We start from the raw sequence: 21,479 nt of genomic DNA on the forward strand, positions 1-21,479 counted from the left end.
CCACACCAGCGCGAACAGTGCGGCGCTGGTGAGCAGCGCGCCGCCCAGCACCGCGAGGGCCGTGCGGTCGTTGGTCGCGACGATGCCGTCGAAGCCGGCGATGTTCTCTTCGGCGAACGCGTTCGAACGCTCGACGGTGCGGTCGACGCCGCGCCGGTGCGCCTCGTAGTGGGCCTGCACCGCCGGCAGCGCGGCGCGTGCCGCGTCGATGCGCCCGTCGCGCAGCGGCTGCAGCACCTGGGCGCGGGCCGCCTGGAAGAAGCGCTGCGCCGCCTCGTGCTGTTCGCCGAGCAGCTCGCGCTCCAGTCCGTAGGGCGGATGGGTACGCCAGTACTCGACGCGGGCGCCATAGGCGTCGAAGAGCGCGTCGAAACCGCGGCCCGCGTCGGCCGGCGCCAGCGTCCCTTCGAGCGCCTGCGACAGCACCAGCCGCGCCTCGATCAGGTACATCGGCGGCGGCAGCACGTCGGCGGTCACGTCCTTCGCGACGAACACCTGGCGCGCCTGCGCCTGCATGCGCTCGCTGCTCCAGCGGGCACTGGCATGCAGCACCAGCATCGCCACCACGAACACGGCCAGGAACAGCAACAACACGGACTTGATCGACTTCATCGCAACACCTCGGCAACACCTGGAACGGCGCCCGAAGCGGGGGCCGTGTCAGGCATTTCGACGTGCTGCCGGTCGCCTTGACCGGGTCATTTGTCCAGGATTTCAGTGGCCCCCGGCCAGCAAGGCCGCGTTGCCGCCGGCCGCCGCGGTGTTGATCGTCAGCGTCTGCTCGGCGCAGAAGCGGTAGAGGTAGTGCGGCCCGCCGGCCTTCGGGCCGGTGCCGCTCAGCCCCTCGCCGCCGAACGGCTGCACGCCGACCACCGCACCGATCATGTTGCGGTTGACGTAGACGTTGCCAATGCGCGCCGCCTGCGCCAGCCGCAGCGCGCGGCTGTCGACGCGCGTCTGGATGCCCAGCGTCAGCCCGTAGCCGAGCGCGTTGACCTGCGCGATCACGTCGGCCGCGTCGCCGCGCCAGCGCACCACGTGCAGCACCGGGCCGAAGATCTCCTGCCGCACGTCGGCGACGCGCGGCAGTTCGAACGCGACCGGTGCGACCAGGCGCGGGAAGGCYGAGGCCACCGGCGCCTCGCCGATCAGCGCCGCGCTGCCGCGCAGCCGCTCGACGTGGCCGCGGATGCCGAGAAAGGCCTCGTCGTCGATCACGGGCCCGACGTCGGTGGAGAGCAGCGCGGGGTCGTCGACGCGCAGCTCGGCCAGCGCGCCGCGCACCATCTCGATCACGCCGTCGGCCACGCCCTCGTGCACGCACAGCAGCCGCAGCGCCGAGCAGCGCTGGCCGGCCGAACGGAACGCGCTCTGCACGACGGCGTCGACCACCTGCTCCGGCAGCGCGGTGCTGTCGACCAGCATCGCGTTGATGCCGCCGGTCTCGGCGATCAGCGGCACGATCGGGCCGTCCTTCGCCGCGAGCGTGCGGTTGATGATCCTCGCGACCGCGGTCGAGCCGGTGAAGCACACGCCGGCGGTGCGTGCGTCGGCGACCAGCGCCGCGCCGACCGTCTCGCCGGGGCCGTGCAGCATCGCGAGCGCGTCGCGCGGCACGCCGGCAACGTGCAGCAGCGCGACCAAGCGCTGCGCGACAGCAGGCGTCTGCTCGGCCGGCTTGGCCGCCACCGCGTTGCCGGCCACCAGCGCGGCCACCACCTGGCCGGCGAAGATCGCGAGCGGGAAGTTCCACGGGCTGATGCAGACGAACACGCCGCGGCCGTGCAGCTGCAGTGCGTTGCTCTCGCCGGTCGGGCCGGGAAGGGTCTGCGGGGCCAGCCGCGCCTCGGCCTGGTCGGCGTAGTAGCGGCAGAAGTCGACCGCCTCGCGCACCTCGGCCACGCAGTCGCCCAGCGTCTTGTGCGCTTCCTTGACGAGCAGGCCGCAGAACTCGGGCAGGCGGGCCTCGAGCGCATCGGCGGCACGGCGCAGCACGGCGGCGCGTTCTGCCAGCGGCACGGCGTTCCAGGCCTCGAAGCCGGCGTGCAGCCGCGCCATCGCATCGGCCACGTCGGCCACGGCGGATTCGCGCACCGGCTCGACGACGGTCGCGGTCACGGCCGCGTCCAGCGGCGCCCGCTCCTCGAGGCAGGCCAGGTCGGCGCCGCGCGAGTTGACGCGCGCGCCGTCGCCATACAGCGCGCGCGGCAGCGGCTGGCCGATCGCGGCCGCCGGCACCAGCGGCGACGCGAGCAACTGCTCAACCGGTACCTCGTCGTCCGACAGCTGGTGCACGAACGACGAATTGGCGCCGTTCTCCAGCAGCCGGCGCACCAGGTAGGCCAGCAGGTCGCGGTGCTCGCCGACCGGGGCGTAGACGCGCACCGGGATGCCGGCATCGCGCATGACTTCTCGATAGACGCCCTCGCCCATCCCGTGCAGCCGTTGCATCTCGAACGGCGCACCGGCCGCCCGCGCCATCTGCAGGATCGCCGCGATGGTGCCGGCGTTGTGGGTCGCGAACTGCGGGTAGATGACGTCCGCATGCCCGATCAGCGCGCGGGCGCAGGCGAGGTACGAGATGTCGGTGTGGTGCTTGTGCGTGAACACCGGGTAGCCGGCCAGGCCCAGCTCCTGCGCGCGCTTGATCTCGCCATCCCAGTAGGCGCCCTTGACCAGCCGCACCATGAACTTCAGGCCGTGCCGGCGGGCGATGCGCGCGACCTCGTCGACCACCTGCAGCGCCCGCGTCTGGTAGGCCTGCACCGCGAGGCCGAAGCCGCGCCATTGCGGGAACTGCTGCGCGATGCGCTCGGCCAGCGCCTCCAGCACGTCGAGCGAGAGTTCCAGGCGGTCGCTCTCTTCGGCGTCGATCGTCAGGTTGATGTTGGCGCGCGCGGCCTGCTCGATCAGCTGCCACACGCGGGGCAGCAGCTCGGCGCCGACCCGCTCGCGCTGCGCGTCTTCATAGCGCGAGAACAGCGCGCTGAGCTTGATCGAGATGCCGTCGGCCGCTTCCGGCCCGGCGGCGACGCGGCCCCCGCCGATCGCCTCGATCGCCTTCGCGTACGACGCCAGGTAGCGGCGCGCATCGGCCTCGGTGCGCGCGCCCTCGCCGAGCATGTCGTAGCTGAAGCGCAGCCCGGCGTGCTGCTTGCGGGCGGCGGCCGCCTCGCCCATCGCCTCGGCGATGTCGCGGCCGAGCACGAACTGCCGGCCGAGCAGCTGGATCGCGCGCACCGTCGCGGCCACCACCGTCTGCGCGCCGAGGCGCTTGAACAGCCCGGCATCGGCGTCGGCCTGCGGCAGGAATTTCTTCGACAGCGAGATCGCGCTGGCCGACAGGCTCGCCAGCATCTGGTGCGGCCCGCCCGACGACGCATCGAATTCCGCCTTGCCGAGCTGGTCGGCCGTCAGCGCGATCGCGGTCTCGGCGTCGGGCACGCGCAGCAGCGCCTCGGCCAGCCGCATCAGCGCCAACCCCTCGGCGCTGGAAATCGGGTATTCCCGCAGCAGCGACTCCATCGCCCAGAACGGTGCCGGCTTGTCGCGCACCGCCTGCACCCAGGGGCGGGCCGCCTGCTGCACCGCCGCCCAGTCCAGCGCCTGCGCGARGGGTGGCGTCAGGCTTGCTAACAACTCCAGTTCAGCGCGGTACGGGTAGGGCAGGCGGGCGCGAGCCGGCGGCAAAAAAATCATCTTGGGTCACCATTGGTGTTAGTTCTACTAGCGTATCTGCTGATTACATGAATTAATCACCGACAAAAAGCCAGCCCTCGAATTCATTCACCATGAAAAGCAATCACAGCCTGCCTGCCACGCTCGACAAGATCGATGCCCGCATCCTGGGCGCGCTGCAGCAGGACGGGCGCATCTCGAACCTGAAGCTCGCCGAGACGGTGCACCTGTCGCCGACCGCCGTGCTGGAGCGGGTGAAGCGGCTGACGCGCGACGGCTTCATCCTCGGCTACGAGGCGCGATTGAACCCCGACAAGCTCGGCGCGGGAATGATGGTCTTCATCGAGGTGGTGCTCGACCGCACGACGCCGGACGTCATGAAGGCCTTCAAGGCGGCGGTGCAGGTGCGCCCGGAGATCCTCGAATGCCACCTGGTGGCGGGCGGCTTCGACTACTTGATCAAGACGCGCGTGGCCGACATGGGCTCGTACCGCGAGCTGATCGGCTCGGTGATCTGGAGCCTGCCGGGGGTGCGGGAGACGCACACGTATGCGGTGATGGAGGAGGTGAAGAACACCACCGCGCTACCGATCTGACGCCTGTTCAGCGACCGCCGAATATTGCGCTGCCGACGCGCACCATCGTCGCGCCCTCGGCGATCGCCGCGTCGAGGTCGGTCGACATGCCCATCGACAAGGTGTCGAGCGTGAGGCCGCCGGCGTTCAGTTGCTCCAGCAGTTGCCGCAGCGCCCGGTGCGGTACGCGCTGCGCCTCGGGGTCAGCCGCCGGCTCCGGAATCGCCATCAGCCCGCGCAGCCGCACCCCCGGCAGGCCGGCCACCTCGCGCGCCACCTCGGCCACCTCGCCCGGCGCCAGCCCGCTCTTGCTCGCCTCGCCGCTGATGTTGACCTGCAGGCACAGCTGCAGCGGTGCCAGATGGGCAGGCCGCTGCTCGGCCAGGCGCTGCGCGATCTTCAGCCGGTCGACCGTGTGCACCCAGTCGAACTGCTCGGCGACGACGCGCGTCTTGTTGCTCTGCAACGGGCCGATCAGGTGCCATTCGATCTCGCTGCGCAGCTCGGCCAGCGCGGCGATCTTGTCGACGCCCTCCTGCACGTAGTTCTCGCCGAAGCGGCGTTCGCCGGCGGCAAAGGCCTCGCGCACGGCCTGCGGCCCGAAGGTTTTGGTAACACTCAGCAGCGTGACGCTTCGCACGGGGCGTTGTGAGAGCACACACGCCTGCGTGATGCGTTGGTGCACTTGTTGTATGTTCGAAGCAATCGTCGCCATAATTCCCCGAGCCTATCCCAAGCCACCAGGGACACCCGGGAAAGGCGGCGCAGCGAGCCGCGCCGACGAGGTGGCCGCTCACAACCTCTTACAAGCACCCCATGGACATCACCCAACTGCTCGCGTTCTCGGTCAAGAACAAGGCCTCCGACCTTCACTTGTCGGCAGGGCTGCCGCCGATGATCCGCGTGCACGGCGATGTGCGCCGCATCAATGTCGACCCGCTCGAGCACAAGCAGGTGCACGAGATGGTCTACGACATCATGAACGACTCGCAGCGCAAGAACTACGAAGAAACGCTCGAGTGCGACTTCTCGTTCGAGATCCAGGGCCTGGCTCGCTTCCGGGTCAACGCCTTCAACCAGAACCGCGGCGCCGGCGCCGTGTTCCGGACCATTCCGTCGAAGATCCTGACGCTCGAGCAGCTCAACACGCCCAAGGTGTTCGCCGAGCTCGCGCTGAAGCCGCGCGGCCTGGTGCTCGTCACCGGCCCGACCGGCTCGGGCAAATCGACCACGCTGGCCGCGATGGTCAACCACCTGAACGAAAACGAGTACGGCCACGTGCTGACGGTCGAAGACCCGATCGAGTTCGTGCACGAATCCAAGAAGTGCCTGGTCAACCAGCGCGAGGTCGGCCCGCACACGCTGAGCTTCGCGAACGCGCTGCGCTCGGCGCTGCGCGAAGACCCGGACTGCATCCTGGTCGGCGAAATGCGCGACCTGGAAACCATCCGCCTCGCGCTGACCGCCGCCGAGACGGGCCACCTGGTGTTCGGCACGCTGCACACCAGCTCGGCCGCCAAGACCATCGACCGCGTGGTCGACGTGTTCCCGGCCGCCGAGAAGGAAATGGTGCGTTCGATGCTGTCGGAATCGCTGATCGGCGTGATCTCGCAGACGCTGTGCAAGCTGAAGGACGGCAGCGGCCGCGCCGCGGCGCACGAGATCATGCTGGGCACCGCGGCCATCCGCAACCTGATCCGCGAGAACAAGATCGCGCAGATGTATTCATCGATCCAGACCGGCAACACCGTGGGCATGCAGACGCTCGACCAGAACCTGTCGGACCTGGTTCGCCGCAACATCATCTCGCCGGCCGAAGCGCGCTCGAAGGCGAAGTTCCCCGAAAACTTCCCCGGCTGATCCGCCCCCAGGTGCCGCGTGAAACGACTCTTTGATCGCCTGAAGCGCGGCGGCGACGACACGCCCGCGGTGTCGAAGGAAGACGCAGGCCTCAGCGAATCCGGCTTCTTCTCGACCCAGTTCGCCGACCGCGCCGAAGACACGCAGGAGCTGGCCACCTGGGCCGCGCGCGCCCCGGCGGTGGGCGCCACCCCGATCGAGCGCAAGCAGGCCGAGCCGCTGTTCGCCCGGCTGTGGGGCGCCGACCGCTACGTGGCGGCACTCAGCCCCGACGAGCTGCAGCGCATGAGCCAGTACCTGCAGTTCGTGCAGGTGCCGGCCAACAAGGAAGTGATCGGCCAGGACGAGCAGGGCGACTACATGCTGATCGTGCTCGACGGCACGCTGGCCGTCGACCGCATCCAGCCCTGGGGCGGGCGGGCCCGGCTGGCCGAGGCGCGGGCCGGCGACATGCTGGGCGAGATGTCGCTGCTCGACGCGGGCGCCCGCTTCTCCGCCTGCACCACGCTGACGCCGTGTACCCTCGCGGTGGTGGATGCGCAGCGATTGGATGAGATGATCATGTTCGAGCCGCGACTCGGCCTGGCCCTGCTGGCCTCGCTGTCGCGGCGTTTGTCATTGCGTTTGCGGCAGGTCAGCGCCCGGCTGAGTGCCTTGTTGTCCAGCACCTGACGGGCCAGAGGAAGCATCATGGAAAGAGACCAGGCATCGAAATTCGTCAACGACCTGCTGCGCCTGATGGTGTCGCGCAACGGGTCCGACTTGTTCCTCACCGCGGACTTCCCGCCGGCCATCAAGGTCGACGGCAAGGTCACCAAGGTGTCGCCGCAGCCGCTGACCGGCCAGCACACACTGGCATTGACGCGCTCGGTGATGAACGACAAGCAGGCCGCCGAGTTCGAGCGCACCAAGGAGTGCAACTTCGCGATCTCGCCGCAGGGCATCGGCCGCTTCCGCGTGAATGCCTTCGTGCAGCAGGGCCATGTCGGGCTGGTGATGCGGACGATTCCGCAGACGCTGCCGACCATCGACAGCCTGAACCTGCCGCAGGTGCTGAAGGACGTGACGATGACCAAGCGCGGTCTCGTGATCTTCGTCGGCGCCACCGGCTCGGGCAAGAGCACCTCGCTGGCGGCGATGGTCGACTTCCGCAACGAGAACTCGTACGGCCACATCATCACGATCGAAGACCCGGTCGAGTTCGTGCACCCGCACAAGAACTGCATCGTCACGCAGCGCGAGGTCGGCCTCGACACCGAGGGCTGGGGCCAGGCGCTGAAGAACACGCTGCGCCAGGCGCCCGACGTGATCCTGATGGGCGAAATCCGCGACCGCGAGACCATGGAGCACGCGGTGGCATTCGCCGAGACCGGCCACCTGTGCATGGCCACGCTGCACGCCAACAGCGCCAACCAGGCGCTCGACCGGATCATCAACTTCTTCCCCGAAGAACGCCGCGCCCAGCTGCTGATGGACTTGTCGCTGAACCTGAAATCGCTGGTGTCGCAGCGCCTGCTGCCGCGCCAGGAAGGCCGCGGGCGGATCGCCGCGGTGGAGATCATGCTGAACACGCCGCTGATCTCCGAGCTGATCTTCAAGGGCGAGGTCTCCGAGATCAAGGAGATCATGAAGAAGTCGCGCGAGCTGGGCATGCAGACCTTCGACCAGAGCCTGTTCGACCTCTACGAGAACCACCTGGTGACCTACGAAGACGCGCTGCGCAACGCCGATTCGGTGAACGACCTGCGGCTGCAGATCAAGCTGAACAGCAACCGCGCGCGCAGCAGCGACCTGTCGGCCGGCACCGAACACCTGACCATCGTCTGAGGACACGCCCGCGATGAGCACCAAGACCTACGAGCCGATCGCCGCGCAGACCGTGGCCTTCCTGGGCCTGGGCGTGATGGGCCACCCGATGGCCGGGCACCTGGCGCGCGCCGGGCACCGCGTGACCGTCTACAACCGCACCGCGGCCAAGGCGGCGCAGTGGGTGAAGGAATATGGCGGCGCGAGCGCCGCGACGCCGAAAGCCGCGGTGGCCGGCGCCGACCTGGTGTTCGCCTGCGTCGGCAACGACGACGACCTGCGCGCGGTGACCACCGGGCCCGAAGGCGCCTTCGCCGGCATGAAGCCGGGGGCGATCTTCGTCGACCACACCACCGCCTCGGCCGAGGTGGCGCGCGAGCTCGATGCCGCCGCCCGCCCGCTCGGCCTGCACTTCATCGATGCGCCGGTGTCCGGCGGCAACCTGGGCGCGATCAACGGCGCGCTGACCGTGATGTGCGGCGGTGAGGCCGGCGCGTTCGCGAAGGCCCAGCCGGTCGCGATGGCGTTTGCGAAGGCCGTCACGCTGCTCGGCGAGAGCGGTGCCGGCCAACTGGCCAAGATGGTGAACCAGATCTGCATCGCCGGGCTGGTGCAGGGCCTGGYCGAGGCGGTCGCGTTCGGCCAGAAGGCCGGGCTCGACATGAAGGCCGTGCTCGGCGTGATCGGCAAGGGCGCCGCGCAGAGCTGGCAGATGGACAACCGCGGGCCGACGATGATCGACGGCAAGTTCGACTTCGGCTTCGCGGTCGACTGGATGCGCAAGGACCTGGGCCTGGTGCTCGACGAGGCCAAGCGCAACGGCGCGCGGCTGCCGGTCACCGCGCTGGTCGACCAGTTCTATGCCGACGTGCAGGCCACCGGCGGCCAGCGCTGGGACACCTCCAGCCTCATCACCCGACTCAAGTAAGGCCCGTCAAGGCCTGCTCTGATCAGGGCTTGTTCGACGACGTCGCCGGCTTCGGCGGGTCGGCCGGGCGCAGCCGCGCGAGTTCGTCTTCGCTGACGATCTCGAACACCCGCACCACCTTCTGCACGCCGCTGATGCTGCGCGCCAGGTCGGTCGCGCGGTCGGCCTCGCGCTGCGTGACGACGCCCATCAGGTAGACGGTGCCGCGCTCGGTGACCACCTTGAACGCGTTGGCCATCACGTCGCGCGCATCGATCAGCGTCGCCTTGACCTTGCTGGTGAGCAGCGCATCGCTCGCGCCGCTGCGGCTGAAGGTGTTGTTGCCGGCCAGCGTGATCTCGTTGACGACGGTGCGCACGTTCTCGAGCTGCGTCACGGCCTGTTCGGCGGCGGCTTTCTCGGTGTCGGTCTGCACCTCGCCGGTCAGCAGCACCATGCGGTTGTAGCTGGTGATGCTGACGCGCGATTTCTGCTGATCGGTGACCTCGCTCAGGCGCTTGCCGCCCTTCAGCTCGATGGACTGGTCTTCGATCTGGGCGCCGGAGGTGCGGCGGTCGGTCGCGACCAGCGTGCCGCCGACCATCGCGCCGCCGATGAAGAAGGCGGCGCAGCCGGACAGGCTGGAGGTGGCCACGACGGCGGCCACGACGACGGTGAGGGGAGAAAAGCGAGAGAGGGACGAGAGAGACTTCATGTGTTTTCCTGTTCACCCAGCAATTGCAGATCGACCGCATCGCACAGGCAATGCAGCGCGAGGATGTGGACTTCCTGGATGCGCGCGGTGCGTTCGTGGGGCACGCAGATGTGCACGTCGGTTTCGGTGAGTTCGCCCGCCATCTTGCCGCCACCGCGGCCGGTGAGGGCGATCACGGTCATCTCCTTCGCGTGGGCGGCCTCGACCGCGGCCAGCACGTTGGCGGAGTTGCCGCTGGTGGTGATCGCGATCAGCACGTCGCCGGGGGCGCCGAGCGCCTGCACCTGCTTCGAGAAGATCACGTTGAAATCGTAGTCGTTGCCGATCGCCGTCAGGATCGACGTGTCGGTGGTCAGCGCGATCGCGGCGAGGCCAGGGCGTTCGCGCTCGAAGCGGCCGACGAACTCGGCCGCGAAGTGTTGGGCATCGCTCGCCGAGCCGCCGTTGCCGCAGGCCAGCACCTTGCCGCCGGAGGTGATGCTGCCGACGACGGCACTGACGGCATCGGCGATGGGACGGGAGAGGATCTCGGCGGCGGCGTACTTCAGGTCGGCGCTGTCGAAGAATTGTTGCTGGATTCGTTGTTCAAGCATGGGCATGGATCATATGACACGGGTGCACCAGCTTGGTTCCGAGGGGTGTGACCGCCCGCTCAACCCCTTTCAACCTGCATCGAAGGCCGCCTTCAGCCATTCCAGGTGCTCGCCATCGATGGCCACCACGTCGAAGCGGCAGGGCGGCAGGGTCGGGTAGCTGCGCAGGAAATGGTGCGCCGCGAAGATGACACGACGTTGCTTGATGCCCCCGACGCTTGCTGCCGCGCCGCCGTGGCCGAGCCGGGCGCGGGCCCGCACCTCGACGAACACCAGCGTGCCGTCGCGCTCGCGCAGGATCAGGTCGACCTCGCCGCCGCGGGCGCGCGGGCCGGCCGCGACCCGATAATTGCGCCGCACCAGCACGAGGCCGTGACGCAGCAGGTGCGCGAGCGCCCGGGCCTCGCCGTCGTCTCCCACCTCCTTCGTCGTCTGGACCATCGTGACCCTGGACTCATCGTTGTTGCTGAAGGCTGCCGAAGCGGCGGCGGGCGCGCAGCAGTATCCCGCCGGCGCGCTCTATGTGGTCGCGACGCCGATCGGCAACCTGGCCGACATCACCTTGCGCGCGATCCACGTGCTGTCGCTGGTCGACGCGGTGGCCTGCGAGGACACGCGGCACAGCGCGCAGCTGATGCGCCACCTGGGGCTCGACAAGCCGCTGCTCGCGGTGCACGAGCACAACGAGCGCGAGGCGGCGCAGGCGGTGCTGGCACGGCTGGCGCGGGGTGAGCGGGTGGCGTATGTGAGCGATGCGGGGACGCCGGCGGTGAGCGATCCGGGGGCGGTGCTGGTGGCTGCTGCGCAGGGGGCGGGGTACCGGTGCGTGCCGCTCCCGGGCGCCAGCAGTGCGTTGGCGGCGTTGAGCGTGGCGGGGGATGCCGTCACGGGCGGCTTCGAGTTCGTCGGCTTCCTGCCGGCGAAGGGTGGGGAGCGGCAGCGTGCGCTGTCTGCGGTGGCGGCGCGTGCCACTGCGCAGGTGCTGTTCGAGGCGCCGCATCGGATCGAGGCGTTGGCAACCGCGATGGCCGCCGCGTGCGGTGCGCGACCGCTGACGGTGTGCCGCGAGCTGACCAAGCAGTTCGAGGGCGTCGCGACGATGCCGGCCGATCAACTGCCGGCATGGCTTGCCGCGGACGCCAACCGCGTGCGTGGCGAATTCGTGCTCGTGCTCCATGGGCAAGCGCAGGCCGTCGGCGATGACGAAGCGCACGCCACCACGACGCTGCAAACACTGCTCGCGGAATTGCCACTCAAGCAAGCCGTGTCGCTGGCGGCCAGCCTGACGGGTCAACCCCGCAATGTGCTGTATGAGCAGGCGCTGCGGCTCAAGCGCGAAGGCGAGGGTGCCGGCGAGGTGTGAGCTATTGCTGGCGATGTTCGTCCTCCAGTTGCAGGATGCCGATCATCTCGTCGATCTCCTCGTAAGCGTTCGCCTTCGCTCCCTCTTCGTCCCGAGCATGTTCGGAACGAGCGCCGTGGAAGGTCCTCGCCGCCAGTTGGTCCCTCTTCTGCTGAAGCAGTCCCAGGCCTTGCTTCGCTGCCTCGTACTGGCGCTTGAGGCCGTCGACCTCCTCGCGCTTGAAGCCGAGCTTGAGATCCAGGTATTCCAAACGCGCATTGGCAGGATCACCCCGCGTCGCCGTGGAAACCTCGGAACGGCCTGGCATGAGGCGGCGCGACTCGCGCGGGGTCTTGCTCCTTGGACTTGCCACGCGCGGCGTATCGGGAAGGACACGCGGCGTCGACGCCAGCACCGGCTTCTTCGCGCCATGGCGGTGTGGCGACGTGGCGGGTCGTGGTGATTGCGAGATGCGCGGAGAAGGATGGGAAGCCTTGTCTTCGGCGGGCAGGTCCAACGGAGGAATTCCCAGTCGTGTCAACTGCTGCTTCTGCGCCAAGATCTGATCCTGCGTCAGATCTTTGACAGTCAATCCCTCGTTCTCCGATCCCCCCGCCTCTTCTTCCAGCTTCTTCCTTTGCGCCTTCGTCAGCCTCACGGGTGTGATAACCACTTCCTGCCCTCGTGGCACTTCCAACTTCTTGAAGCCACCCATCTGAGACACGACGGTGTCCTTGGAATTCCTGCGTTCCAGGGAGAGCTTCTTCACACTCTTCTTGCTGGCTGTCTTCTCCGGCGAGCGCGGGCTCTTGATGATCCGTGGCGATGCTGGTGGAAACCGGGTGGTGCTCAAGGAAACTCCTGTCGTGCCGTGGGTGGGTCGTCCAGCACGCGACAGCTGGAACCCACCCTGAGTAACAGTGCCAGATGAACGGTTCCGTCCGTCCTCGTTCATCGTTCCCTGCATTCCCCTGAGCGCCAAAGCCCGTCCCGGCAAGCTTTCGTGCGCACGCTCCTAGAATGCCCCACCACCCCACAGGAGCCGCCGCCATGATCTCGCGCGAACCCACCCTCGAACGACTGGCCGTTGCCCGCTCGCTGCTGCTCGAACCCTTCGGCCTGACCGATGCCACGCTCTCGCAGGCCCTGCAGGCCATCGCGACGCACCGCATCGACGACGCCGACCTCTACTTCCAGTACACGCGCAGCGAAGGCTGGAGCCTCGAGGAAGGCATCGTGAAGAGCGGCAGCTTCGGCATCGACCAGGGCGTCGGCGTGCGCGCGGTGGCCGGCGAGAAGACTGCCTTCGCCTACTCCGACGACATCTCCGAGGCCGCGCTGCTCGATGCGGCCGCCACCGTGCGCACCATCGCCGCGGCCGGCCAGAGCCGCACGGTCAAGATCGGCGGCACGCCGAAGATCGCCGGCAGCCGCGTGCTCTATGCGCCGATGGACCCGATCGCCACGCTCGACAGCACGCAGAAGGTCGCGCTGCTGGAGCGCGTCGAGAAGCTCGCCCGCGCCAAGGATCCGCGCATCAAGCAGGTGATGGCCGGCATCGCCGCCGAATACGACGTGGTGCTGGTCGCCCGTGCCGACGGCACGCTGGCCGCCGACGTGCGGCCGCTGGTGCGGCTGTCGGTCACCGTGATCGCCGAGCAGACCATCGCCGGCGAGGTGCGCCGCGAGGTCGGCTCCGGCGGCGGCGGCGGCCGCTTCGGGCTCGGCTACTTCCACGACAACATCATCGAGAGCTACGTCAACGATGCCGTCAAGGCGGCCCTCACCAACCTCGAATCGCGCCCGGCCAAGGCCGGCGAGATGAGCGTCGTGCTCGGCCCGGGCTGGCCCGGCGTGCTGCTGCACGAGGCCATCGGCCACGGGCTCGAGGGCGACTTCAACCGCAAGGGCTCCAGCGCCTTCAGCGGCCGCATCGGCCAGCGCGTGGCGGCCAAGGGCGTCACCGTGCTCGACGACGGCACGCTGCCCGACCGCCGCGGCTCGCTGAACGTCGACGACGAAGGCAATGCCACGCAGCGCAACGTGTTGATCGAGGACGGCATCCTGAAGGGCTACATCCAGGATTCGATGAACGCCCGCCTGATGGGCGTCGCGCCGACCGGCAACGGCCGCCGCGAGAGCTATGCGGCCGTGCCGATGCCGCGCATGACCAACACCTACATGCTGGGCGGCGACAAGACCAAGGAAGAGATCATCGCCGGCCTGAAGCGCGGGCTGTACGCCACCAACTTCGGCGGCGGGCAGGTCGACATCACCAGCGGCAAGTTCGTGTTCTCCGCGTCGGAAGCCTTCTGGGTCGAGAACGGCAAGATCCAGTACCCGGTGAAGGGCGCCACCATCATCGGCAACGGCCCCGACGCGCTGACCCGCGTCAGCATGATCGGCAACGACATGAAGCTCGACACCGGCGTCGGCGTGTGCGGCAAGGAAGGGCAGAGCGTGCCGGTGGGGGTGGGGCAGCCCACCTTGCGCATCGACAAGATGACGGTGGGCGGGACGGCCTGACGGGCGGCGCCAAGCGCCAAGCGCCGGGCCGTCACAGCTGGCTCGGGGGCTGCATGTCGCTCCGCCCGCTGGGCAGCGGGGGCTTGACGGCTGGCGGCTTCGGTGGCGGCAGGTTCAATTCCGCCGCCAAGGTCAGGAGTTCGTTGTCAATGCGGTGCAGTGCCTGCACCAACGGTTTCCGCTCCTCCATCAGCGCCCAGTACCTCCGCTGATCCTTGGTTCGCTTCGATTCGGAGCGTGCGGTCTGCGAGGCTCTGGGGCTCACATTGATCTGGTCGGACGTGCTGCGCGGTGACAGTGACCATCGAACCGTACGCATCGATCGCTTCTTCTCGGGAGGCAATTTTCTCAGCGGAGGCAATGTGACGGAGACGGGCCGCCGATCGCCCTGCCGCAGCGCAGCCACCTTCTGCTGGAGCGCCGCGATCTCTTCTGCACAGGCCTTGCGGGGAGAGGTTTTCAGCTGCGCGATCTGCCCCTCGTAATCTGATATTTTTTCGGCCAGTTTCGCGTCCAACCGCACCTGGCGTTCCGCATCGATCGTGAGCGAGTCGGTGACCAGGGCGGACACCGTGTGCCTTGCATTCGATATCGCCGTCTTCTGCGCCGATGCGCTGGTCGGCGAGGGCGGTGGCGAAGACTGCTCGGTCGCCGGTGAACTGCTGCGTTTGCGTTCGATGGTGTTGAAGGCCATGGTGCATGAGGTAGTTGCGATGCCAACGCCCGCGCACTGCGTTGCATCGCGACGTTCCATCGCCATGCCCGCGGCGTTGCCCACTCTGTGCCCGCGCCGCGGGATTCGTTCCGTCAGGCCACCCGCACGCTCAACACCGGCAAGCCCGCGATCTCCCCCTGCATCACATCCCCCGGCACCACCGGCCCCACATTCTCCGGCGTGCCGCTGAAGATGATGTCGCCGGGCTTCAGCTCGAAGGCCTGCGAGAGCTTGCTGATCTGCTCGGCCACGCTCCAGATCATCTGCTTCAGGTCGGCGTTCTGCTTGAGCTGGCCGTTCACCTTCAGCGTGATCGAGCCCTGCGTGAAATGCCCGACCTGCGCCACGCGGTGGATCGGCCCGATCGGTGCCGAGCGGTCGAAGCTCTTGCCGATCTCCCACGGCTTCTTCTCGTCGCCCATCGCGCGTTGCAGGTCGCGGCGCGTCATGTCCAGCCCGATCGCATAGCCGTAGACGAGATCGAGCGCCTGCTCCGGCGGCACGTTGCGCCCGCCGCGGTGCAGCGCCGCGACGAGCTCGATCTCGTAGTGGTAGTTCTTCGTCAGCGGCGGGTACGGGTGCTCGCCGGTGCTGCCGGGCGCGACGAACTGCACCGCATCGCTCGGCTTCTGGAAGAAGAACGGCGGCTCGCGGGTCGGATCCGACCCCATCTCGCGCGCATGCGCCGCGTAGTTGCGGCCGATGCAGTAGATGCGGCGCACCGGGAACAGCTCGGCGCTGCCGACCACCGGCAGCGTCGGCTGCGGCACGTCGAACGCGGTCTTCGCGCCGCCGGCCGCACCGACACGGCTGTCGGTGGCGCAACCGGCCACGGCGCCCAGGCCCATCACGGCGCTGGTGGAAATCAGGTGTCGTCGGTCCATGCTTGTCTCCTGTCTTGTCGGCAAACCGCCATTGACCCGCGCCCGCGCAGCGCTGTCAATTTCCCCGCGACGGCAAACACCTGTGCAAAAAACGAGCTTGACGGCCGATCCGGAGGCCGTGCTACATTCGCGCCCATGCGTTTCGTCCCGTCCTTCTTCTTTGCCTACTTTTGGTTCTCGCACCGCCCGGCGGAGGAGAGGTCAGCGCGTAGGCTGTAAGACACAAACGCAAAGAACTCACCAAACCGCCGGGCTCCCCCGGCGGTTTTTTTTTGCCCTCCCGAAGTTCCACCTTCCCATCCCAGCAGGAGATCACGCCCATGAACGCCAAGTCCGCCAGCGCCACGGAGGGTTGGTATGCGCCCATCGACAAGACAGGCCAGACCGACGACGAAAGGATCCAGGACGTGACTCCGCTGCCCCCGCCCGAACACCTGGTTCGCTTCTTCCCGATCCGCGGCACGGCCGCCGAAACGCTGATCGCCGACACCCGCCAGCGCATCAAGAACATCGTCGCCGGCCGTGACGACCGCCTGCTCGTCGTGATGGGACCGTGCTCGATCCACGACCCGGTCGCCGCCGTCGAGTACGCCCGCAAGCTGCGCGAGCAGCGCCTGAAGTACGCCGACACGCTCGAGATCGTGATGCGCGTCTACTTCGAGAAGCCGCGCACCACCGTCGGCTGGAAGGGCCTGATCAACGACCCCTACCTCGACGAGAGCTACCGCATCGACGAGGGCCTGCGCATCGCGCGCCAGCTGCTGACCGAGATCAACCGACTGGGCATGCCGGCCGGCAGCGAGTTCCTCGACGTGATCTCGCCGCAGTACATCGGCGACCTGATCTCCTGGGGCGCGATCGGCGCGCGCACCACCGAGAGCCAGGTGCACCGCGAACTGGCCTCGGGCCTGTCGGCGCCGATCGGCTTCAAGAACGGCACCGACGGCAACATCCGCATCGCCACCGACGCGATCCAGGCCGCGGCCCGCGCGCACCACTTCCTGTCGGTGCACAAGAACGGCCAGGTCGCGATCGTCGAGACGCGCGGCAACCCCGACTGCCACGTGATCCTGCGCGGCGGCAAGACGCCCAACTACGACGCCGTCCACGTCGAGGCGGCCTGCAAGGACCTCGAAGCCGCGAAGCTGAACCCGTCGCTGATGGTCGACTGCTCGCACGCCAACAGCAGCAAGCAGCACGAGCGCCAGATCGACGTCGCGCGCGACATCGCCGGCCAGGTCGCCGGCGGCAGCCGCCGCATCTTCGGCGTGATGGTCGAGAGCCACCTGAACGCCGGGGCGCAGAAGTTCAGCGCCGGCAAGGACGATCCGGCCCAGCTCGCCTACGGCCAGAGCATCACCGACGCCTGCATCGGCTGGAACGATTCGCTGACGGTGCTCGACGTGCTGCACCACGCGGTCAAGGCGCGCCGCAGCTGAGCCGCACCCAAGCGCAGCATATCTGCGCATGTAAGGGCGGTCACGCAGATGTAGCGCGGGTAAGCCCTGGCAAGAAGACTGGCCCTGGCGCAGCGAATCGGGTGCAATCGGCGTCCGATCCACTTGCCCGGGGGCACGCCATGACCACGCCGCACCGCATTCGCAGCAGCCTGCTGGCCCTGACGCTGGGTGGCGCGGCGCTGCTGGCCTCGGCCGTGACGCCGGCGGCCGAGCCCTCGGCCAAGGACAAGGCCGCGATGGAGGCCGTGTTCACCCGCGTCGACGTGAACGGCGACGGCAAGCTGTCGCGCGAGGAAGCCGAACGCCTGCCGGTGATCGCGTCGATGTTCGACAAGCTGGATGCCGACCACGACGGCCAGCTGACGCTCGCGGAGTTCGCGGTCGGGTACTACGCGGCGCCCTGACCGCGCGGCTCAGTCCGCGTCGCGTGCCAGCCGCTCGCTGCGCCAGTACACGTCGTCGCCGCCCAGCCCGTCGAGGTTGGCGCGGTTCAGCACGCGCGCCAGCACGAACAGCAGGTCGCTCAGCCGGTTCAGGTACTGCCGCGGCTCGGCCCGCACCGCTTCTTGCGCCCCCAGCGCCACCACCGCGCGCTCGGCGCGCCGCGCGATGGTGCGCCCCACGTGCGCGATCGCCGCGCTGCGCGTGCCCGCCGGCAGGATGAACTCCTTCAGCCGGGGCAGCGCGGCATTGTGGTGGGCCAGCGCCTCGTCCAGGCGCAGCACCGCATCGCCCTTCAGCAGCTCGTAGCCGGGGATCGACAACTCGCCGCCGAGGTTGAACAGCTCGTGCTGGATCACGACCAGCAGCTCGCGCACCTCGTCGGGCAGCGGCTCGGCGAGCAGCACGCCGAGCGTGGAGTTCAACTCGTCGACATCGCCCATCGCCTGCACGCGCAGGTGGTCCTTCGGCACGCGCGTGCCGTCGCCGAGGCCGGTGCTGCCGTCGTCACCGGTGCGGGTGGCGATCTGGGTGAGTCGATTCGCCATCTCAGGGCTGCTGCTGCGGTTGCGCCTGGATCTGTGCCGCCTTGGCGCGCATCGTGTACTGCTGGTAGGCCGGCAGCGCCATCGCCGCGACGATGCCGAGCACGAAGAACGCCGGGAAGACCCAGGCCAGGATCTTCACCGCGCGGGTGTTCGGCGGCGGCGGTGCGCCGTACTCGTTGCGGCCCGGCGTGCCGGCCTTGAAGAGCCAGATCAGCGCGACAAAGGGAATGATCGCGAGCAGCACCGTCCAGCCGGTCCAGCCCATGTCGTGCGAGCGCTGGATCATCATCATGACGGCCCAGACCGCGTAGACGATGCCGACCACGGCATAGATCGCCATCGCCACGAACGGCGAATTGGTCAAGGCCATGATCAGGCCGGCCACGAGGAACACCGGCAGCATCAGCAGGTAGCTGGCACCGAGGTAGGCCAAATAGCGCAGGCGGCCGATGCGGCCACGCGCGGACCACAGGTTGATCGGCTGGACCTCGCCCGAAGCTCGGTCGATGTCGGCAACGGCCGCACGCGGCGGCTGGTACGGATTGGCAGAGGGATTGGCAGTGGCCATGCGGAAGTTCTCCTCGGGATGATGTGATGTTGTGGGCCGGAAACCGGCGCGGCCATCGTAGCGGAGCGCCCCTGCGGCGCCTAGCACCCCCGAGTGGGGATTCTTGGGGGATGAAGCGAATGGATGAGGCGACCTACAGCAGCCGCGACCGCTTCACCGCGTGGTACCGGTTCACCAGCGCCACCGGCAGGTCGCGCGGCTCCACGTCGACCGACAGCGCGTCCTGCCCGGTCACGCGCCGGAAGGCATCGCGCCGCGCCTGCTCGAACCAGTGCGCACCGGCCACCTCGACCGCCCGTTCGGCCACCCCCAGCGGCTGGCCCGCGATCTCGCGCAGCACCCGCTCGCGCAGGCTCGCCACCAGCACCAGGTGGCGCGTGCGCATCAGCTTCAGCGCCGGCACCAGCTCGGCCGCATCCTCGTCGCGGAAGTTGGTCAGCATGATCACCAGCGCGCGCTTGCGCTGCAGCCGCATCACGTCGCGCGCCGCCTCGAGGTAGTCGGAGTGGTCGGTGCCGGGCTCGATGTCGTACAGCCGCGCCATCATCGCGTTCAGCGTCGCCGCCCCCTTGCGCGGCGCGAAGCGGCGCTGCTGCCCCGGCGCATGGCCGAAGCTCAGCGCGCCGACCTCGTCGCCCTCCTTCAGCGCGACGTGGGTCAGCAGCATCAGCGCGTTCAGCGCCTGGTCGAAGTGGCCGCCGTCGGCGCTCGTCGCCCCTTCGTCGGCGCGCATCCGCCGGCCGCAGTCGAGCAGGAACAGCACGCACTGGTCGCGCTCGTCCTGGAACTGCCGCACGATCGGCCGGCCGTGGCGCAGCGTCGCCTTCCAGTCGATGTGGCGCACCGGGTCGCCGCTCTGGTAGTCGGCGAGCTGCTTGAAGTCGGTGCCCTCGCCGCGCTGCGCATAGGTCTTGATGCCGATCTGCGACAGCCGCCGGTCGCCGGCCAGCCACGCATAGCGCGCGACCGCCGCGAAGTTCGGGTACACGTGCAGCAGCTGCGGCTCGCCCAGCAGGTGCAGCCAGTCGAAGCTGCCGCCGCGCGAGCGCAGCCGCAGCTGGGTGCCGCCGAAGCGCACCGGGCCGCGCCGGCGCGGCGTCACGCGGTAGCGCAGCTCGATGCGCCGGCGCCCCGGCAGGCGGAAGCTGCGTGGCAGGCCGTCGAAGTCGAGCGTGCCGTCCAGCTCGTCGAACACGCTGCCGCGCCAGCCCAAGGTCGCCACGTTGAYGAGGTTGAGCACCAGCTCGCGCGGCACGCCGATCGCGAGCGCCTGCGGCAGCCGCCGCTCCAGCCGCAGCGGCGCGCGCGCCCAGCTGCGGCGCGTGTGCCACAGGTCGGCCAGCGCCCAGGCCAGCCCCGCGGCCGCGAGCACGCCGGCCGCGACCGACACCCACGCCGACGGCACGCCGGCCAGCAGCGCCACCGCACTCGCGAGCGCGGCGGCGGCCACCACCATCACGGCGGCGCGGCTCGGGATCAGGCGCAGGCGCATCGGCGGCCGTTCACAGGCGCGGCGCGGCCACGCTGTCGACCATCGCGGCCAGCAGCTCGCCGAGCGCGCGGCCTTCGAGTTGGGCATCGGGCGCCAGCATCACGCGGTGGCGCAGGGCCGGCAGCGCATGCTGCTTCACGTCGTCGGGCGTCACGAAATCGCGCGCCTGCATCATCGCGGTCGCCCGCGCTGCGCGCACCAGCGCGATCGCGCCGCGCGGGCCGGCACCGGCCGACAGGCCCGGCCACACGCGCGTCGCGCGGGCCAGCCGCACCGCGTAGTCGAGCACCTTGTCGTCGACGCGGATGAACGACACCAGGCGCTGCAGCGCGAGCACCGAGCGCTCGTCCAGCCGCGGCGCGATCGCGTCGAGCGGCAGCTGGTCGCCGGCCAGCTGCTCGGTGGTGCGGCGCACGATCGCGGTCTCCTCGTCCTGCGACGGGTAGCCGATGTCGATCTTGAACAGGAAGCGGTCGAGCTGCGCCTCGGGCAGCGGGTAGGTGCCCTCGGTGTCGACCGGGTTCTGCGTCGCGAGCACCATGAACGGCTTGTCCAGCGGCAGCGTCTGGCCCTCGATCGTCACCTGGTACTCCTGCATCACCTCCAGCAGCGAGCTCTGCGTCTTGGCCGGCGCGCGGTTGATCTCGTCGGCCAGCAGCAGGTTGGTGAAGACCGGCCCGCGGTGCACGCGCAGCGCGCCGACCGGCGAGCCCGCCTCGGCGCGCGCCTCCAGCACCGCATGGCCGGTGATGTCCGACGGCATCAGGTCGGGCGTGAACTGCACGCGTGCGTAGTTCAGCGACAGCGACTTTGCCAGCGTGCGCGCGAGCAGCGTCTTGCCGAGGCCGGGCACGCCTTCGATCAGCACGTGGCCGCTGGCCATCAGCGCGACCAGGCACTGATCCACCGCCTGCTGCTGGCCGACGACGGCCTTGCCGACCTCGCTGCGCAGTTCGTTCAGCAGCTCGGCGGCACGGGTCAGGTCGGTGGGTTTGATCTGCATGGAGGGTCCTCAGGAAGCGGTGTGCGGTGCGCGCCCGGCCGAAGCCTGCAAACGGCGGCGCGCGGTTTCCAACAGTTCGAGCACGGGCGGCAGGTCGATGCGGCGGCGCGGGATGCCGCGGTCGAGCGCGAGGCCGAGCGCCGCAGCGTCCAGCCCGGTCAGCTTCGCGATCGCCGAGGCGCGGGCGCTGCGCTCGAGTTCGTCGTAGCGCATCACGTGCAGGCGCGCGGTCTCGTCGAGCGCACGCACCTGCGCCGCGTGCAGGCCGAGCGGGCCGTGGCGCCACAGGAAGCGCGCGGTGCCGGTGACCTGCTCGACCATCGAGCGGCGGCCGGGCGGCGTCGGCACCGTCAGCGGGCCGAAGCG

21 protein-coding genes and 2 pseudogenes are annotated in these 21,479 nt (G+C 69.1%); 9 read left to right on the plus strand and 14 right to left on the minus strand.

What is annotated here, in order from left to right:
• Positions 1–612: pseudogene (locus AC1D01_RS01735) on the minus strand (hypothetical protein); the annotation flags it as partial.
• Between the two features lie 102 nt (positions 613–714).
• A complete protein-coding gene (locus AC1D01_RS01740) occupies positions 715–3,699 on the minus strand; it encodes an L-glutamate gamma-semialdehyde dehydrogenase (RefSeq protein WP_477864394.1) in 2,985 nt (994 codons plus the stop codon).
• Between the two features lie 92 nt (positions 3,700–3,791).
• Here AC1D01_RS01740 and AC1D01_RS01745 point away from each other — a divergent pair, with 92 nt between their 5' ends.
• On the plus strand, positions 3,792–4,274 hold the full coding sequence (locus tag AC1D01_RS01745) for an Lrp/AsnC ligand binding domain-containing protein (RefSeq protein ID WP_047510853.1): 483 nt from the start codon (positions 3,792–3,794) through the stop codon (positions 4,272–4,274).
• 7 nt (positions 4,275–4,281) lie between these two features.
• On the opposite strand, the gene AC1D01_RS01750 is transcribed toward AC1D01_RS01745, so the two are convergent.
• Positions 4,282–4,968, minus strand: a complete 687-nt coding sequence (locus AC1D01_RS01750; protein ID WP_477864395.1) for a YggS family pyridoxal phosphate-dependent enzyme — start codon at positions 4,966–4,968, stop codon at positions 4,282–4,284.
• A 101-nt stretch (positions 4,969–5,069) separates the two neighbouring features.
• Here AC1D01_RS01750 and AC1D01_RS01755 point away from each other — a divergent pair, with 101 nt between their 5' ends.
• From AC1D01_RS01755 to AC1D01_RS01770, 4 genes are read left to right on the plus strand one after another with little or no spacing between them, the layout of a single operon-like run.
• The gene (locus AC1D01_RS01755) at positions 5,070–6,113 is read left to right on the plus strand and encodes a type IV pilus twitching motility protein PilT (RefSeq protein WP_056804275.1); all 1,044 of its coding nucleotides are present in this window, start codon (positions 5,070–5,072) and stop codon (positions 6,111–6,113) included.
• Positions 6,114–6,131: 18 nt separating this feature from the next.
• Positions 6,132–6,785, plus strand: coding sequence for a cyclic nucleotide-binding domain-containing protein (locus AC1D01_RS01760; RefSeq protein WP_082004502.1), 654 nt, complete (start codon positions 6,132–6,134; stop codon positions 6,783–6,785).
• 18 nt (positions 6,786–6,803) lie between these two features.
• Complete coding sequence (locus AC1D01_RS01765) at positions 6,804–7,940, plus strand: PilT/PilU family type 4a pilus ATPase (RefSeq protein ID WP_047508148.1); 1,137 nt, start codon at positions 6,804–6,806, stop codon at positions 7,938–7,940.
• A gap of 13 nt (positions 7,941–7,953) precedes the next feature.
• Complete coding sequence (locus AC1D01_RS01770) at positions 7,954–8,847, plus strand: NAD(P)-dependent oxidoreductase (protein WP_477864396.1); 894 nt, start codon at positions 7,954–7,956, stop codon at positions 8,845–8,847.
• Between the two features lie 22 nt (positions 8,848–8,869).
• Here the strand turns inward: AC1D01_RS01770 and AC1D01_RS01775 are convergent, their stop codons facing one another.
• The 3 genes from AC1D01_RS01775 to AC1D01_RS01785 form a co-directional block, all read right to left on the minus strand.
• A complete protein-coding gene (locus AC1D01_RS01775) occupies positions 8,870–9,541 on the minus strand; it encodes a BON domain-containing protein (RefSeq protein WP_477864397.1) in 672 nt (223 codons plus the stop codon).
• Complete coding sequence (locus AC1D01_RS01780; protein WP_477864398.1) at positions 9,538–10,134, minus strand: phosphoheptose isomerase; 597 nt, start codon at positions 10,132–10,134, stop codon at positions 9,538–9,540. Before AC1D01_RS01780 ends, AC1D01_RS01775 begins: the two co-directional genes overlap by 4 nt.
• 69 nt (positions 10,135–10,203) lie before the next feature.
• Positions 10,204–10,575: a YraN family protein gene (locus AC1D01_RS01785; protein ID WP_477864399.1), complete on the minus strand. Its 372-nt coding sequence runs from the start codon at positions 10,573–10,575 to the stop codon at positions 10,204–10,206.
• Between the two features lies 1 nt (position 10,576).
• Here AC1D01_RS01785 and rsmI point away from each other — a divergent pair, with 1 nt between their 5' ends.
• Positions 10,577–11,497: a 16S rRNA (cytidine(1402)-2'-O)-methyltransferase gene (rsmI, locus tag AC1D01_RS01790; protein WP_477864400.1), complete on the plus strand. Its 921-nt coding sequence runs from the start codon at positions 10,577–10,579 to the stop codon at positions 11,495–11,497.
• 1 nt (position 11,498) lies between these two features.
• Here the strand turns inward: rsmI and AC1D01_RS01795 are convergent, their stop codons facing one another.
• Complete coding sequence (locus AC1D01_RS01795; protein ID WP_477864401.1) at positions 11,499–12,329, minus strand: hypothetical protein; 831 nt, start codon at positions 12,327–12,329, stop codon at positions 11,499–11,501.
• A 197-nt stretch (positions 12,330–12,526) separates the two neighbouring features.
• Here AC1D01_RS01795 and tldD point away from each other — a divergent pair, with 197 nt between their 5' ends.
• Entirely contained in the window at positions 12,527–14,002 is a 1,476-nt protein-coding gene (gene tldD / locus AC1D01_RS01800; protein WP_477864402.1) for a metalloprotease TldD, read from the plus strand.
• Positions 14,003–14,033: 31 nt separating this feature from the next.
• On the opposite strand, the gene AC1D01_RS01805 is transcribed toward tldD, so the two are convergent.
• The gene (locus AC1D01_RS01805; RefSeq protein WP_477864403.1) at positions 14,034–14,696 is read right to left on the minus strand and encodes a hypothetical protein; all 663 of its coding nucleotides are present in this window, start codon (positions 14,694–14,696) and stop codon (positions 14,034–14,036) included.
• A 113-nt stretch (positions 14,697–14,809) separates the two neighbouring features.
• Entirely contained in the window at positions 14,810–15,601 is a 792-nt protein-coding gene (locus AC1D01_RS01810) for a fumarylacetoacetate hydrolase family protein (RefSeq protein WP_477864404.1), read from the minus strand.
• A gap of 320 nt (positions 15,602–15,921) precedes the next feature.
• Between AC1D01_RS01810 and AC1D01_RS01815 the strand changes: the two genes are divergently transcribed.
• Both AC1D01_RS01815 and AC1D01_RS01820 read left to right on the plus strand, forming a co-directional pair.
• Entirely contained in the window at positions 15,922–17,040 is a 1,119-nt protein-coding gene (locus AC1D01_RS01815; RefSeq protein ID WP_477864405.1) for a 3-deoxy-7-phosphoheptulonate synthase, read from the plus strand.
• Between the two features lie 140 nt (positions 17,041–17,180).
• A complete protein-coding gene (locus tag AC1D01_RS01820) occupies positions 17,181–17,465 on the plus strand; it encodes an EF-hand domain-containing protein (protein WP_047508166.1) in 285 nt (94 codons plus the stop codon).
• A gap of 9 nt (positions 17,466–17,474) precedes the next feature.
• Here AC1D01_RS01820 and AC1D01_RS01825 read toward each other — a convergent pair whose 3' ends face one another.
• The 5 genes and pseudogenes from AC1D01_RS01825 to AC1D01_RS01845 form a co-directional block, all read right to left on the minus strand.
• Entirely contained in the window at positions 17,475–18,050 is a 576-nt protein-coding gene (locus AC1D01_RS01825) for a cob(I)yrinic acid a,c-diamide adenosyltransferase (protein ID WP_047508167.1), read from the minus strand.
• 1 nt (position 18,051) lies between these two features.
• A complete protein-coding gene (locus AC1D01_RS01830) occupies positions 18,052–18,618 on the minus strand; it encodes a DUF805 domain-containing protein (RefSeq protein WP_477864406.1) in 567 nt (188 codons plus the stop codon).
• 133 nt (positions 18,619–18,751) lie between these two features.
• Positions 18,752–20,110, minus strand: coding sequence for a DUF58 domain-containing protein (locus AC1D01_RS01835; protein WP_477864407.1), 1,359 nt, complete (start codon positions 20,108–20,110; stop codon positions 18,752–18,754).
• A gap of 10 nt (positions 20,111–20,120) precedes the next feature.
• Positions 20,121–21,113, minus strand: coding sequence for an AAA family ATPase (locus tag AC1D01_RS01840; RefSeq protein ID WP_477864408.1), 993 nt, complete (start codon positions 21,111–21,113; stop codon positions 20,121–20,123).
• A gap of 9 nt (positions 21,114–21,122) precedes the next feature.
• Positions 21,123–21,479, minus strand: a pseudogene (locus AC1D01_RS01845) (DUF4350 domain-containing protein); the annotation flags it as partial.

It is taken from the genome of Rhizobacter sp. P3_B12 (assembly GCF_056402895.1).